This is a genomic window from Okibacterium sp. HSC-33S16 (genome assembly GCF_024171565.1).
GTDB lineage: Bacteria > Actinomycetota > Actinomycetes > Actinomycetales > Microbacteriaceae > Mycetocola_A.
On sequence record NZ_JALJZZ010000004.1, the window covers coordinates 1 to 14190 of the forward strand.

At 63.1% G+C, this 14190-nt stretch carries 13 protein-coding genes; 10 read left to right on the plus strand and 3 right to left on the minus strand.

Annotated elements, in window-relative coordinates:
* Window positions 1–106: 106 nt before the first annotated feature.
* On the plus strand, window positions 107–1246 hold the full coding sequence (locus tag L1277_RS10345; protein WP_253376313.1) for an HNH endonuclease signature motif containing protein: 1140 nt from the start codon (window positions 107–109) through the stop codon (window positions 1244–1246).
* A 43-nt stretch (window positions 1247–1289) separates the two neighbouring features.
* On the opposite strand, the gene L1277_RS10350 is transcribed toward L1277_RS10345, so the two are convergent.
* Entirely contained in the window at window positions 1290–2276 is a 987-nt protein-coding gene (locus L1277_RS10350) for an N-acetylglucosamine kinase (protein ID WP_253376314.1), read from the minus strand.
* 127 nt (window positions 2277–2403) lie between these two features.
* Between L1277_RS10350 and L1277_RS10355 the strand changes: the two genes are divergently transcribed.
* The 5 genes from L1277_RS10355 (at window position 2404) to L1277_RS10375 (ending at window position 7492) form a co-directional block, all read left to right on the plus strand.
* A complete protein-coding gene (locus tag L1277_RS10355; RefSeq protein ID WP_253376315.1) occupies window positions 2404–3303 on the plus strand; it encodes a MurR/RpiR family transcriptional regulator in 900 nt (299 codons plus the stop codon).
* Window positions 3300–4055 carry a sugar isomerase domain-containing protein gene (locus L1277_RS10360; protein ID WP_253376316.1) on the plus strand — a complete coding sequence of 252 codons (756 nt, stop codon included), beginning with the start codon at window positions 3300–3302 and terminating at the stop codon, window positions 4053–4055. Before L1277_RS10355 ends, L1277_RS10360 begins: the two co-directional genes overlap by 4 nt.
* A gap of 73 nt (window positions 4056–4128) precedes the next feature.
* Complete coding sequence (ngcE, locus tag L1277_RS10365; RefSeq protein WP_253376561.1) at window positions 4129–5535, plus strand: N-acetylglucosamine/diacetylchitobiose ABC transporter substrate-binding protein; 1407 nt, start codon at window positions 4129–4131, stop codon at window positions 5533–5535.
* Window positions 5532–6548 carry a sugar ABC transporter permease gene (locus tag L1277_RS10370; protein WP_308215092.1) on the plus strand — a complete coding sequence of 339 codons (1017 nt, stop codon included), beginning with the start codon at window positions 5532–5534 and terminating at the stop codon, window positions 6546–6548. Before ngcE ends, L1277_RS10370 begins: the two co-directional genes overlap by 4 nt.
* On the plus strand, window positions 6545–7492 hold the full coding sequence (locus tag L1277_RS10375; RefSeq protein ID WP_253376317.1) for a carbohydrate ABC transporter permease: 948 nt from the start codon (window positions 6545–6547) through the stop codon (window positions 7490–7492). The genes L1277_RS10370 and L1277_RS10375 overlap by 4 nt, the downstream gene beginning before the upstream one ends.
* A gap of 39 nt (window positions 7493–7531) precedes the next feature.
* Here the strand turns inward: L1277_RS10375 and L1277_RS10380 are convergent, their stop codons facing one another.
* Window positions 7532–8563: a LacI family DNA-binding transcriptional regulator gene (locus L1277_RS10380; RefSeq protein ID WP_253376318.1), complete on the minus strand. Its 1032-nt coding sequence runs from the start codon at window positions 8561–8563 to the stop codon at window positions 7532–7534.
* Window positions 8564–8712: 149 nt separating this feature from the next.
* Here L1277_RS10380 and L1277_RS10385 point away from each other — a divergent pair, with 149 nt between their 5' ends.
* The 3 genes from L1277_RS10385 to L1277_RS10395 are packed head-to-tail and all read left to right on the plus strand — an operon-like array spanning window position 8713 to window position 11719.
* Window positions 8713–9867 carry a Gfo/Idh/MocA family protein gene (locus L1277_RS10385; protein ID WP_253376319.1) on the plus strand — a complete coding sequence of 385 codons (1155 nt, stop codon included), beginning with the start codon at window positions 8713–8715 and terminating at the stop codon, window positions 9865–9867.
* On the plus strand, window positions 9864–10796 hold the full coding sequence (locus L1277_RS10390; RefSeq protein WP_253376320.1) for a DUF6807 family protein: 933 nt from the start codon (window positions 9864–9866) through the stop codon (window positions 10794–10796). The genes L1277_RS10385 and L1277_RS10390 overlap by 4 nt, the downstream gene beginning before the upstream one ends.
* Complete coding sequence (locus L1277_RS10395) at window positions 10793–11719, plus strand: family 43 glycosylhydrolase (RefSeq protein WP_253376321.1); 927 nt, start codon at window positions 10793–10795, stop codon at window positions 11717–11719. The genes L1277_RS10390 and L1277_RS10395 overlap by 4 nt, the downstream gene beginning before the upstream one ends.
* 12 nt (window positions 11720–11731) lie before the next feature.
* Here the strand turns inward: L1277_RS10395 and L1277_RS10400 are convergent, their stop codons facing one another.
* Entirely contained in the window at window positions 11732–12715 is a 984-nt protein-coding gene (locus L1277_RS10400) for an acetylxylan esterase (protein ID WP_253376322.1), read from the minus strand.
* Between the two features lie 168 nt (window positions 12716–12883).
* On the opposite strand from L1277_RS10400, the gene L1277_RS10405 reads away from it, so the two are divergent.
* Window positions 12884–14170, plus strand: a complete 1287-nt coding sequence (locus tag L1277_RS10405) for an ABC transporter substrate-binding protein (protein WP_253376323.1) — start codon at window positions 12884–12886, stop codon at window positions 14168–14170.
* Window positions 14171–14190 lie beyond the last annotated feature (20 nt).

A 14190-nucleotide genomic window follows, 5' to 3' on the forward strand; every position in this document is an offset into this window, starting at 1 on the left:
AGCACTCGGCCAACTCTCACTGGCCTACCCCGACCGAATCAACAAATACCTATAAGCCCAACCGCCCCACTTACACAAAAAACTTGACAGGCTCGCTCCCGACGGGATGGCCTGGGTGAACCTGTTCACCACCGCCCCATTAGCGGAGACGATCTTCGACGCGATCCGGGCACAGTCGATGCGGTTGCAATCCCCGGCCGAACCCCGGACCCTGGCCCAGTTGGATGCTGACATCGTCGTTGACGGGTTGATCGAATCATTCACCGGTGAGTTCTCCACCCCCGACCCGACCGGCACCCGCATCTTCGGCACCGGCCTCGGCACCTACCGCTACAGCACCGAACCACCCACCGACACCAACACCAACACCAACAGTGACGCTGACGCTCACGTTGACGCTGACGCTGACGCTGGCACTCACGTTGACGCTGACGCTGGCGCTCACGCTGGCAGCGCTGCTGGCGGTGTGGTGTTAGGGACATCGGGGGCGACGGTGTATCGGGTGTCGTGTGCGGGGCCGGGTGTTGACCCGGTCCGGCCGTTCCGGAAGATCGTGCCGACCGTGATGGTCACCGTTCCCGTGTTGACGTTACTGGGGCAGAGTGTTGAGCCGGGGAATCTTGACGGGTACGGGCCGATCGACCCGCAAACCGCTCGGGACCTCGCCGCCCAGGCACCGGAGTTTCACCGGATGCTCACCCACCCCGAAACCGGGGTCGTGCTCTCCCTCGGCGCCACGAAATACACCCCATCAGCAGCGATGCGACGATTCCTCCGCTACCGAGACGGCTACTGCCGATTCCCGGGCTGTAACCGCAGGGCGGTGACCTGCGATATCGACCACACCGACCCATTCAGCACCGGCGGTTGCACCGATATCGACAACCTCGCCAGCCTGTGCCCGAAACACCACAAAATGAAACACGAAACCCAATGGCAGGTTCAGCAACTCGGCAACGGCACCCTGAAATGGACCTCACCCCAAGGCCGCGAATACCTCACCCACCCCGAAAACCCCGCCCGAGGACCCATCCCACCAGTGGCCACGGCCAAACCGGGCAACGGCGAAACGGTGAACTCACCGTCGAACGGTGAAACAATGACCGACGCCCAACAGGAGAAACAACGACTGCGGGGTGTTTTCACACGACTCGATGAACGCCTGAAGAAAAATAGGCACCGTCAGGACGACACATTCGATGACGGAAACGGAGACATGGTCGAGCCGAACACCCCGCCGTTCTAGACCGAAACCCAGCCGTTCAGGTTGAATGCCACGTCGATGAGAGTCACCGAAGACGAGCGAGCGAGGTGCCGATCCGATCAAAAACGTCGGAATCAACCTCGACGCCCGCTTGTCGCAAAGTGAGAACCGCGGCGCCAACGACTCCGTCAGGAGCATGTCGCACCTCAGGCGTAAATCCTTCGGCGCGCAGCGTAGCGATGACCCGGTCATGGATAACCGGCTGCGCCGTGAGCACGCTCCCGCCCAGTACCAGGGGGCCAGTGAGGTCGGCCGCAGCCATCGCAAAGAAGAGGCCAGCGAGTGCGGAAACTGCATCGTCCAGGATTGCGCGAGCGACAGCATCCGTCGTCGCTTGAAAAGCGAGCGGGGCGAACCTCGACAGCTCGATAGGGCGCAGCTGATAGAGCTTCTCCACAAGATCTCGGAGCGACAATGGCCTGCCGTCGACACCACGCTCGCGCGCATTGTCGATGCCGACGGCGTGGAGGACGAGCGGAACCAGCTCCGTCTCTTCACCGCGCCCATCGAGGCTCGCGATGGCGGCAGTGACGACCCGGTGCCCGATCCAGTAGCCAGAGCCAACATCGCCCAGCAACCAACCCAGGCCATCGGCGGTGCGTTCAACACGCCCGTCATGTACCCGAATTCCTGCCGCTCCGGTGCCCGCGACCATCGCGTAGCCGTCACGTTGCCACGTTCCTGACGAAAAAATCGCCAGCAAATCGGATGCCACGTCGACCGTGGCCGGAAAACCGCGCGCCGCCAACGGACTCGAGACCCACTCGCGCGAGCCCGACACGCTCATGCCCGCCATGGCAATCACAGTTGTGGAGACGGACGTCGGTGGAAGACCGGCAGCATCGCTCGCTGCTTCAGCGGCAGCGAGGATCGATGCGGCCGCTCGATCGGGTCCGGACGAGATCGGATTACCTCCGGCGGCAGAGCCATAACCGAGACAATGCCCTGTTGAATCGAGCAAAACTGCACGGGTGGACGTCCCGCCGGCGTCTATTGCGAGCAGGTTAATCATTCGTTACGACTTTGTGATCTTTGCATCATTGCCCTTCGAGTCCAGTAAGAATACTTTTCAAGCAAGCTCCAATCCACTGAAACGGATTTTCATGTCAACGATGACATCAGGTAGAGAGGCATTACGTATGTCGGCTCGCATTCAGGCAAATTTGCCACAGATGTCGAGCGTCATGGTGAAAATTGCCGAGCTTCTGCTCGAACACCCGACGCTCCCTTTGGAGCAGTCCATTACTGAGCTTGCCGAACAGGCGGGTACCTCGCCCGCAACCGTTACCCGGTTCTGCCGCCTCATCGGCTTCACGGGATACGTGCAATTCCGGGTGGGCGTGGCCAGTGACATCGGCCGCGGAGACGCCCACGAATCCTGGCGAGCTGACATCGGCCGTGCATTTGCGCCGGAAGACACACCCAACGAGGTGCTTGGAACCCTGCTCAACGCGCACATCCGCTCGCTTGAGACAACCGCACGGCTCATGGACCTCGACGTTGTCGTCGAGGTGGCACGCGCGATTGCCAACGCACCACACGTCGACATTTACGGCATCGGTGGCAGCGCGGGCATGGCCTCTGAGATGCAGGCACGGCTGTACCGCATCGGTATCAATGCCCACTGCTGGTCTGAGGTGCACGGTGGCCTCACGAGTGCGGCGATCCTCGGCGAGGATGCGGTGGCCATTGGCATCTCCAACACTGGTCGAACCGAAGAGACCATCCAGATGCTGTCACAGGCGAAATCGTCGGGTGCCTTCACGATTTCGCTGAGCAATAGTCCGACAACGCCCCTCGCTGAGGTGGCCGATGTCAACGTGATCACGGCTGCACCCGAGCAGTTCCTTCAGCCGGACGACCTTTCGGCGAAGCACGCGCAACTGTTCGTGCTCGACATGCTCTACCTGCTCGTCGCGCAGCAGGACTCGATCGACACCGCTGCGAAGCTCGCAGCAAGTGCCATGGCGGTGTCGGAACACCGCCGCCCGGCCCGACGGGATCTGACTCCCTCTCAATCGAAAGGCGGGGACCGATGACGGACCTTGTTCAGGACCTGCTCACCCAGGCAACCACCCGACTGGAGCGGCTCGCCGCGCTGGCCGGCTCTGGCGGCCTCGACCCCGCCGTCGACCTGCTGGTCGACGCACTCGACGCGGGCGGTGTCTTGCAGGCGTTCGGAACCGGTCACTCACAAGCCTTCGCCATGGAGATTGCCGGTCGCGCCGGCGGGCTCATTCCCACCAACCGTATTTCGTTGACCGACCTGGTGCTCTACGGCAGCCGGGACGTCTCTGATCTCGGTGGCTCGACACTCGAACGAGACCCGGCTGTGGTCGACGAGCTCTTCGACGTCTCGATCGTTCATCCGGAAGATGTCTTTCTCATCGCATCGAACTCCGGTGTGAACGGATCTATCGTCGGGTTCGCCCTCGCCGTCAAAGAACGAGGGCACAAACTCATCGCCGTGACGAGCCTCGAGCACACTCACTCGGTCGAACCCAAGCACCCGAGCGGCAAAAGGCTGAGCGACGTGGCCGATGTCGTCATTGACAACCTGGCACCGTTCGGCGACACCACGCTCGAGTTGCCGGGTGGCATTGGCGTGGGCGCGATCTCGTCGATCACATCGGCGTTCATCGCCCAGTTGCTCACCGTCGAGGTGTCTCGAAAGATCTCCGAGAGGGATGAGGTTCCACCCCTCTATATCTCGGCGAACATCCCCGCCGGGGATGCGCACAACAGCGCACTGGAAGAGAAATACCGCGGCAAGATCCGCAGAGTCGCGTAACACACCCCCCACAGCTGATCAGGGACTAACCCCGATTCAGCGAAGACAGCGAAAGAGAAGGCACACCACAATGATGAATCTAGATAACGTGGTCACCGATCGCCGGAATGTGCTCAGGGGCGCAATAGCCGCTGCAGTATTGATTCCCCTCGGTGGTTCACTCATGTCGTGCGCGACTGGCGGACCAACGGGCGGAGGCGCCGCGGGAACGGTTTCAGCGAAGAACCCGTTCGGCATGGCAGACAACTCCACGATCGACTCGGTCATCTTCGATGGCGGCTACGGCGTCGACTACGTCGAGTACGCCGCGAAGATCCTTGAGAAGAACCATGATGGCTCCACCGCCAAGGTGGCGTCGAGCACCCAGATTGGTACCGAACTCCAGCCCCGGTTCGTCGGCGGCAACCCGCCCGACCTGATCGACAATTCGGGAGCGCAGTCGATTGGTTTCAACACCATCCTCGACCAACTCGAGGACCTGCAGGATGTCATCGACGCCGACAACCTCGAAGGCGACAAGATTGCGGACACGCTCTACGGCGGAGTGCTCAAGCCGGGCACCTTCGACGGCAAGCTCGCCGCCATCAACTATGTGCTCACGGTCTACGGAGTCTGGTACTCGTCCAGCCTGTTCGAAGAGAACGGCTGGACACCTCCGACGACATGGGCCGAAGCGCTCGAACTGGGTGCAAAGGCCAAAGCGGCAGGGAAGTACCTGTTCGTCTGGGGTAAGGAAGCCGCGACGTACTACCAAACCCTCGCCATTGAGTCCGCCATCAAGGAAGGCGGCGACGAGGTCCGCCTCGCCCTCGAGAACCTCGAGGAGGGCTGCTGGTCGTTGCCTGCCGTGCAGAGTGTCTTCGAAGCGATGCACGAAGTCGTCGCGTCGGGCTACATGAAGCCGGGAGGATCGGGAACCCAGTTCACTGCGGCCCAGGCCCAGTGGAGCAACGACCAGGAAGCGCTGCTCTACCCGTCGGGGTCCTGGATTGAGAACGAGATGAAGGACAACACTGCGGAGGGCTTCGCCATGAAGGGCTTCCCGGCAATGGTCGTCAGCGAGTCCGCCGCTATGCCGGTCGAAGCGCTGCACTCAACGGCTGGCGAACCGTTTATTGTCCCTTCGCAGGGCAAGAACGTCGCTGGCGGCAAGGAACTCCTCCGCACGATGCTGTCGAAGGATGCCGCGACGAACTTCGCCAAGACGAAGCTCGCCCCAACGATTGTCAAGGGACTCGTCCCCGCCGACGGTTTCGGATCAACGGCCCTTGTCTCCCAAACCGACATGCTCGACGCTGCAGGCGAAAACATCTTCACCTGGGGCTTCGTCGACCTGTACGGCACCAACGCTGACCAGCTTGTCGTGTGGAACACGTTCCTCGACGGCAAGTCCGACGTCGCGACCCTTACATCGAGCCTTCAGGCCATCACCGACAAGGTGAGGGAAGACGACTCGATCAACAAGATCGAAATCAAATGACAGCGGCCGGTGCGGACCCAGGTGCGGCTATCGCCGCAACCCTGGGCCCCTCCGGCGGTCGAAAGGCCGCCGGGGGGCGCCGGCGCAAACTCACATTCGACTACGTGAGTTTCATGGTGGTGTTCCTCGGACTGCCGCTGGCGATCTTCCTCATCTTCGTGATCTGGCCGTTCCTTCAGGCCGTGTTCTACTCGCTGACGGACTGGTCGGGGTTCACGCCCGATATGAACCTCATCGGGGTTGAGAACTACATTCGGCTGCTCAACGACGACATCTTCATGAAGGCGCTGGGCAACAACGTCCTCCTGGCCATCGTCGTTCCCCTTGTCACGATTGTCCTCGCGCTCGCACTTGCGACGTTGGTCACCGTCGGCGGACCCAGTCACGGACCAATCCGGGGGCTGCGCAACTCCAGCTTCTATCGCGTCGTGTCGTTCTTCCCCTACGTGATCCCGGCCATCGTCATCGGCATCCTGTGGAGCCAGATCTACAACCCAGCCGGACTGCTCAACGGCCTGCTTGGGCTCATCGGCCTCGACATGTTCGACTCGTTCGCATGGCTCGGTGACGAGCGCACGGCTATGGGCGCCACGATCTTCGTCATCGTCTGGAGCTTCGTCGGTTTCTACATGGTTCTTTTCGTCGCGGCGATCAAAGGCGTTCCCGCTGAGACCTACGAAGCAGCACGCATCGACGGCGCCGGACGTATGCGCACCGCACTGTCGATCACCATCCCGCTCATTCGCGACAACATCCAGACCGCATACATCTACCTCGGAATCATGGCCCTCGACGCCTTCGTCTACATGCAGGCACTCAACCCGGGCGGCGGACCCAACAACTCCACCCTCGTGATGAGCCAGCAACTGTTCCGCACAGCGTTCAACAAAGGCGAGTTTGGCCAGGCCAGCGCCATGGGTGTCGTGCTCGCCATCGTCACCCTGATCTTCGCGGCCATCGTCTTCACAGTGAACCGCGTCACCGGCGGCAGAGAAGAAAAGGGCCGCTCATGACCACCGAAGCCATCACCACCCGTGGCGCGAACCGACACGATCGCAAGCAGCAGGCACACGAGCACAAGAGCCCGTCCTCAAGCAAGCGGACATTTGATCGCAAGCCGGTCAACACGCCCGGCGACAAGGCCGTCGGCGCACTTTCGCACACCGCCCTCGTCATCTGGTCACTCATCGTCATCCTTCCGCTGCTGTGGACATTGATGACGAGCTTCAAAACAACGAAGGAGATCTTCGCCTCCCCGTTCTCACTGCCCGCGAGCTGGAACTTCAACAACTACGTTTCGGCGTGGACCCAGGAAGGTATCGGCAACTACTTCCTCAACACGGTCATCGTTGTTGGCTTCGCCCTGGTCATCGTCATGGTGCTCGGCGCGATGTGCGCGTACGTGCTCGCGAGGTACAAATTCTTCGGCAGCCGCGCTATTTACTACCTCATGCTCGCCGGCCTCACCTTCCCGGTGTTTCTGGCGATCGTCCCGCTGTTCTTCGTCCTGCGCAACATCGGGCTGCTCAACACCCTGCCCGGCCTCATCCTCACCTACGTCGCGTTCGCACTGCCCTTCACGGTCTTCTTCCTCTACTCCTTCTTTAAGGGGCTCCCGGATGAGATCGCCGAAGCGGCAGCGATCGACGGAGCGGGGGAGTGGCGCACCTTCTTCCAGGTGATGTTGCCGATGGCGAAGCCCGGAATGGCCTCGGTTGCCATCTTCAATTTCCTCGGGCTGTGGAACCAGTTCCTGCTGCCCGTTGCGTTGAACACCAACAAGAGCAACTACGTCCTCTCGCAGGGCATGGCGTCGTTCGCCTCGTCAGCCGGTTACGCGGTCGACTTCGGTGCGCTGTTCGCGGCCGTCGTCATCACGATCGTTCCCGTTCTCGTGGCCTACGTCATCTTCCAACGTCAGCTGCAGGGATCGGTCAGTCAGGGGACGATGAAGTAGGCGTCGTTTAAGAGAAACCAGCGGATGCTTCGGCGCCCGTCAGCGAGACGGCGTACTGTCACGCAGAACGACGGTGGTTGTGATGGTGTCGTTGGCCGTGTCATCCGTTGAGAGAGCGAGCGCGATCGCACGACGTCCGACTTCGACGAGCGGAATGTTCACCGTGGACAGCGGGGGTGTGACGTCGCGCACGGTCGGAATGTCGTCGAATCCCGCTACCGCGATGTCCTCGCCCGGAACGATGCCGGCCTCACGCAGGGCCGAGAGCGCGCCCACCGCCATCACATCGCTGACCGCAAAGATGAGTTCGGTGTCGTCGAGACCCTGCGCGAGAAGGGCGTTGGCGCCGTCGAATCCGCCATCGCGGGTGAACTCGGTCGCGACGATGCGGTTTTCGGGGATCTCGATGCCGCTTTCGGCGAGCCCCTCGACGAATCCGCTCAGGCGGTCACGTGCGGTGAGCAGTGTGCGTGACCCGGTGATGGCCGCGAACCTGCGGTAACCGAGGGCGACGAGCTCACGTGCGAGCTGCTTCGCACCTTCGGCGTTCTCGATGGCAACGGTTTCGAACGGCAGCTCATGCTGGCTCACGAAAACCACGCGCCCGCCCGTCGCCTCGAACGCCTGCAGCTCGGAGATCAGGGCGTCCTGGTCGGTCTCTGTCGATGACCGCGACCCGGCGAGGATCATGACGCGGGGACGCTGGCCGCGCAGGGCCCGAACGAGCTCAAGTTCGCGAGCGGTTGAGCGTTCGGTGACAGCCATGGTGACGACGAGCCCCGCCTCCTCTGACGCCCGGATCACCCCGGCCGCGATCGACGAGAAGTAGGGGTCAGCAATGTCCGCGACGAGCAGTGCCACAGTGTTCGTGCCACCCTTTGCGACCGCCTGTGCCGAGAGATTCGGGGTGTAGTTGAGTCGCGCTGCGGCGTCGAGCACCCGGCTGCGGTACGACTCATGCACCTTGCGCTCACTGCCGTTGAGGGCACGCGACGCTGTCGCGAGCGAGACCCCGGCTTCCCTTGCCACATCGTGAAGAGTGACCGGTGCCTTGCGCGAAGCGATCTCCATGAAATTTCCTTCCGACCCGCGGTTCATCCCTCGAGCGTGCTGGATGCCATTGTGCCACGCGTGTCGGTCGGAGCAGGGGAAGCCAACCGCAAGCCGGAGAACGCTTTCCCTGTTACGCTGGCATCCAACTTCGCCGAGGAGGGCACACCGTGAGTACTGCAGCACCGACCAATTCCCCCCTGCGAGCAGCGCTCGTCGGGACCGGATCCGTCGCCCGACTGCACGCCGAAGCGCTTGCCCTCCTGCCGCACGTCGAACTCGTCGCGGCCGCCGACCCCCTACCGGGCCGGGCGGCCGAGTTCGCGTCGACCCACAGCATCCCTGCTGCCTTCGAGTCGCTCGAGGAGCTGCTGACCGCCACCGACGTTGATGTCGTGCACCTTTGCACCCCTCCCGGAGGGCACGCCAAACAGACCCGGTTGGTCTTCGAAGCCGGCGCCCACGTCATTGTGGAGAAACCGCCGGCGCTGTCACTCGCTGAGGTTGATGAGATGACGGATGCAGCCCGTACGGCAGGCAAATACCTCGCGGTCGTCTTCCAACAGCGCACCGGAACGGCGGCGACCCACGTCAAGGCGTTGCTCGATTCCGGTGCGCTCGGCCGGCCACTGCTTGCCACCTGCTCCACCCTCTGGTACCGGGGAAGCGACTACTACTCCGTACCGTGGCGCGGAAAGTGGGACACCGAGGGCGGCGGGACGACGCTGAGCCACGGCATCCACCAGGTCGACCTGCTTGCCTATCTCCTGGGTGAGTGGGCCACGGTCAACGGTCAGCTCTGGCGCCTCGCGCGCGATCTTGAAACCGAAGATGCGTCAACCGGAACCATCGTTTTCGAATCGGGTGCCGTGGCATCCGTTCTCTCCAGTGTTGTGTCGCCACGCGAGGCCAGCGTCATCCGGATCGACACCGAGAACGCCACGATCGAACTGGAACACCTGTACGGTCACGGACACGCGAACTGGCGGATCACACCCGCAGCGCACGTCAGTGAAGCGGATGCTGCGGCGTGGGAATTCCCGGATGCCGAGGAACCGAGTGGTCACGATGCGCTGCTGTTCGAGGTGTATTCCGCGCTGGCACAGGGGGACCCGCTCCCGGCGGTCGCGGCCGAACCGACCCGCGCGCTGGAGATTGTTGCGGCGCTCTACGCCTCGGCCCGGGAAGGAATCTCGGTGGACCGGAGCCGGGTCGTCGACGAGCCCGCTCTCCGCGGCGGGATGCGGTCCCCGGTCACCGACCTGCGCCCCGACGTCCGCCCGGGATTAGACACCACAGCGGACCGAGAAGTGGGCCCGGTGTGAACGAGATTCTTCGTTTTGATGGTGTGGGCGCACGCTCGTTTCGCCTCGGCGAACGTGAACTCGCCCGCTATGTGACCGAGCGCGATGCTCCGGCGCTGGAGTCGCCGCGGCCGTACCTGCACCCGATCTCGACGCTCGGTGGCACGGTGGTCAGCGGATACCGACCGGCTGATCACGACTGGCACTGGGGCCTCTCGATGGCGATTGCCAACATCGATGTTCCCGGTGAGGAGCTGCCGGTCAACCTCTGGGGCGGAGTGACCTATACCGAGCATGGCTACGTGCAGCTCGACAACAATGGTGACCAGGTGCACGAGGGCTGGGGTGAGGGTGGTGCCGAGAGCGCGGAGAGTGCCGAACGGCTGACCTGGCGGACGGCGTCCGGGCGGGCGTTCCTGCGAGAGTCCCGTACATTCGACGCCCGACGACTGGACCTGGACGACGGCAGCCGGCGGAGCGCATGGCGACTCGATGTCACGAGCGAGTGGACCAACCTCGCCGACGGCACGGTGCACTTCGGCAGCCCCACAACCGCTGGGCGCGACAACGCGGGCTACGGCGGCTGGTTCCTCCGTGCCGCACCCGAGTTCTCGACCGCATCCGTGGTGTCGCCGAGCGGTCCGGTCGACGTCGATGCGGCCATGGGGCAGCGGTTCGCCTGGCTAGCACTCGCGACCGACTCCGCAACGGTCGCGCTCGCCGCGGACCCACACAACCCCGTGGCCGAATCACCCTTCTTCGTTCGCACCGAAACGCCGATGCTCTGCGCGGCTCCGTTCTTCTTCCAGAAATGGCCACTGGACGCTGGCGCCACTGCGCTTTGGCGGTGGAGCCTGCTCGTCTCCGACGGTCGGCTTGATAGTGCGGCGATTGCCGGGCTTGTCGTTGCCTCCGCGGGATCCACAGAACCGAACGCGACCGGGGTGTGAGCGCACCGATCTTTGGCGACCCGGTCTTCGACGGTGCGACAGATCCGTCGGTGATCCGCAACGAGGCCACCCGCGAGTACTGGATGTTCTACACCCAACGCCGGACATCAGCGGTTGAGCCGGGTGTTGCCTGGGTGCACGGCAGCCGGATCGGTATTGCCGTGTCGGCCGACGCCGGCGCGACCTGGCGATACCGCGGTGTTGTCGACGGGCTCGACCCGGCCGATGCGCCCGGCCCGAACACCCACTGGGCACCCGAGGTGATCCGCGACGGCGATCGTTACCGGATGTACCTCACCTGGATCGCCGGTATTCCCACCGAGTGGGACGGGCACCGGCGGTCGATCGTCGAATTTGAGAGCACCGACCTGGAGAACTGGACCCGCATCCGCGCGATCCCGCTGAGTTCAAACCGGGTGATTGACGCCGCCATCGCCCGCACCGGCGACGGCCGATTCCGGCTCTGGTACAAGGACGAGGCCGACGACTCCACCACCTGGGCAGCGGTGGGTGACGACCTCAGCGACTGGCGCGTCGAGGGACAGGCAATCGGCGGAGCTCCGCACGAGGGACCGAACGTCTTCGAGCTGGGCGGCTGGTTCTGGATGCTGACCGACGAGTGGCGCGGCCAACGCGTTCACCGTTCGGCTGATGGACTGAGCTGGCAGCGACAGGGGCTAATTCTCGACGCAGCGGGCAGGCATCCGCTCGATCATCAGGTCGGCCGGCACGCCGACGTTGTGAATCGAGGGAACGATGCGGTGGTGTTTTATTTCACACATCCGCATTGGGATGGAAGCGAAATAGCGGATGCCACGGGGCACGACGCGAGGATCAGCGTCGTCTCGGTCGCGAGGGTCTGGGTCGACGCTGACGAGCTGCGCTGCGACCGCAACCCTGAACTTCCGCTGCTCTTGCCGTAGCTCGCGCTGGGACTAGCGTCCGAGGACCCGACGGAAGAACGCGAGGTGCTCGGCATCCTGGAATGGACCGCCGTTCTCGTGGCCGTTGTACGGATAGACCACCATCTCCTTGTCACCCGCGTACGCGTTGAATGCCGCGTACACCGTCGATGGCGGGCAAATGTCGTCGAGCAAGCCGACCGAGAACAGGGCTGGCAATGTGGCGCGTGCCGCGAAGTTGACGCCGTCAAAGTAGGACAGCGTCTCGAATGCACGCTCCTCGGAGTGTCGACGGGTGCGGAAGTAGCTCACGAGCTCGGAGTACGGTGCCGTGTTCACCAGTTCGGTGGCGCGGCGCACATGCGACAGGAATGGCACGTCAACGATGGCTGCGATTGGGGTGTGGCCGACCACGGTGGGGGACAGCGCCGCCGCTGCGAGACAGATCGCTCCACCCTGGCTGCCACCGGACAGGATCACCCGGCTCGGGTCGACAGCGGGGTGAGCCTCGACTGCCTCAACGGCGCGAACGGCATCGGTGAACAGGCGGCGGTAGTAGTAATCAGAGGGATTCTCGATGCCCATGGTGAGGAAGCCGCCGACGTGCGGGCCGCCGACACCCGGGTCCGGTGTCTCGCCGGTGCGATGACCGGCGCCCTGGCCCCGGAGATCCATCACGAAGTGCGCGATACCGGCGGACGGAATTCCGGTCCATTCGCTGAGCAAACCGCGACCGCCCCCGTAGCCGATGTAGCTCACGACGGCCGGAAGTGCCTCGGTCGCGTGGCGTGGCCGCAGCATCCAGCCCTTGATCGGGTGGCCGCCGAACCCGGCGAAAGTCACGTCCTCGGTGATCAGCTCGGTATAGCCAACGTCGACCTCGTCCCACTGAGTGTTGAGGTCGAACTCCCGTGCTTCGGCGAGGGTATCGGCCCAGAACGTATCAAAATCGCTCGGCTCCACACAGGCGGGGTTGTAGCGTTCAAGCTCGGCGAGCGGCAGATCAAAGTGCGGCATCGGGGTAGCGTAGCAGTGCACTCTGCATCGTTGTAATTCCATCGTGCGACGTGTGTGTCCGGTCTCAGTTGACGATTGGATCGATTCAACCTATAGTGACGGATAGCGCTTTCCCGAGCGCTCATCCCCCTAGCTCGGAATACAACGACGTTATCCAGGAGGACAACGATGTTCCACAAACGCACTCGGAGTACTCGACTCGCGGTCACAGCAATCACCGCCGTCGCAGCCCTCGCCCTTACTGGATGCGCAGCATCCGGCGGCGACGCTGGCAAGAGCGATTCCAACGAAAAGGTCACCCTCAACTTCACCTGGTGGGGCAATGACGACCGCGCCACCAAATACAACGACGCCATCGCGCTGTTCGAAGAAGAAAACCCGAACATCTCCATTAACGGAACGTTCACCGACTACCCGTCCTACTGGGAGAAGCGCACCACCGAAGGGGCCGGCGGTGGACTGCCCGACGTCATGCAGTTCGACTACTCCTACCTTCGTGAGTACGGCGAGCGTGGCCTCCTGCTCGACCTGACCGACACCGACATCGACACCTCGGGCATCGAAAAGTCGGTTCTGCAGACCGGTCAGCTCGACGGCCAGACGTTCGCTCTGGCAACCGGAACCAACTCCTGGGCGCTGTTCCAGAACGTTGACCTGCTCACGAGCGTCGGCGCCGAAGAGTACGCCGGCGGTACCGACTGGGCCGACTACGACAGCTTCATCGCCGACGTGACCGCGAAGGGCAACGGCACGGTCTACGGCGGCACCGACTACACCCAGCGCATCCAGATGTTCGAGCTCTGGCTGCGCCAGCAGGGCAAGGATCTCTTCACCGAAGACGGCGAGATCAACTTCACCGAGAAGGAACTGACGAAGTTCTGGGAGTCGGGCGCCGACATTCGCGACGGCGCGGGCATCCCGCAGCAGCGCCTCGAGGAGCTCAACCCGATGTCCGGACTCGGCGCGGGCGAAGCTGCAAGCGAGACCAGCTGGGACAACTTCCTGGCCGGCTACCTCGGTGACTCGGGCGCAACAAGCATCTCGATGGTTGCACCCCCCACCTCCGACGACTCGGTGAAGGACCTGTACCTCAAGCCGGCTCTGCAGATGGCAGCCTCCGCCTCGACGAAGCACCCCGACGCAGCGGCAACATTTATCGACTTCATGATCAACAACGAAGAAGTCGGAGCCATCTTTGGCGCGAGCCGTGGAATCCCCGCATCCGAGACCCAGCGTGAAGGCGCTGGCCTCGAGGGTGCAGATGCTCAGGTTTCCGAGTACGAGGACACCATCGCCGACCGTATCGGTGACGCTCCTCCGGTTCCGGTCATTGGCTACGGAGCTATCGAGCAGGACTTCTGGGACCTCGGCAAGTCGATTGGTCTCGGAGCGGTCACCGTTGAAGACGCTGTGAAGCAGTTCTTCGACGAGACCAGCATCACCCTCGGAAACTAGAACCACTCATGATCACGGAG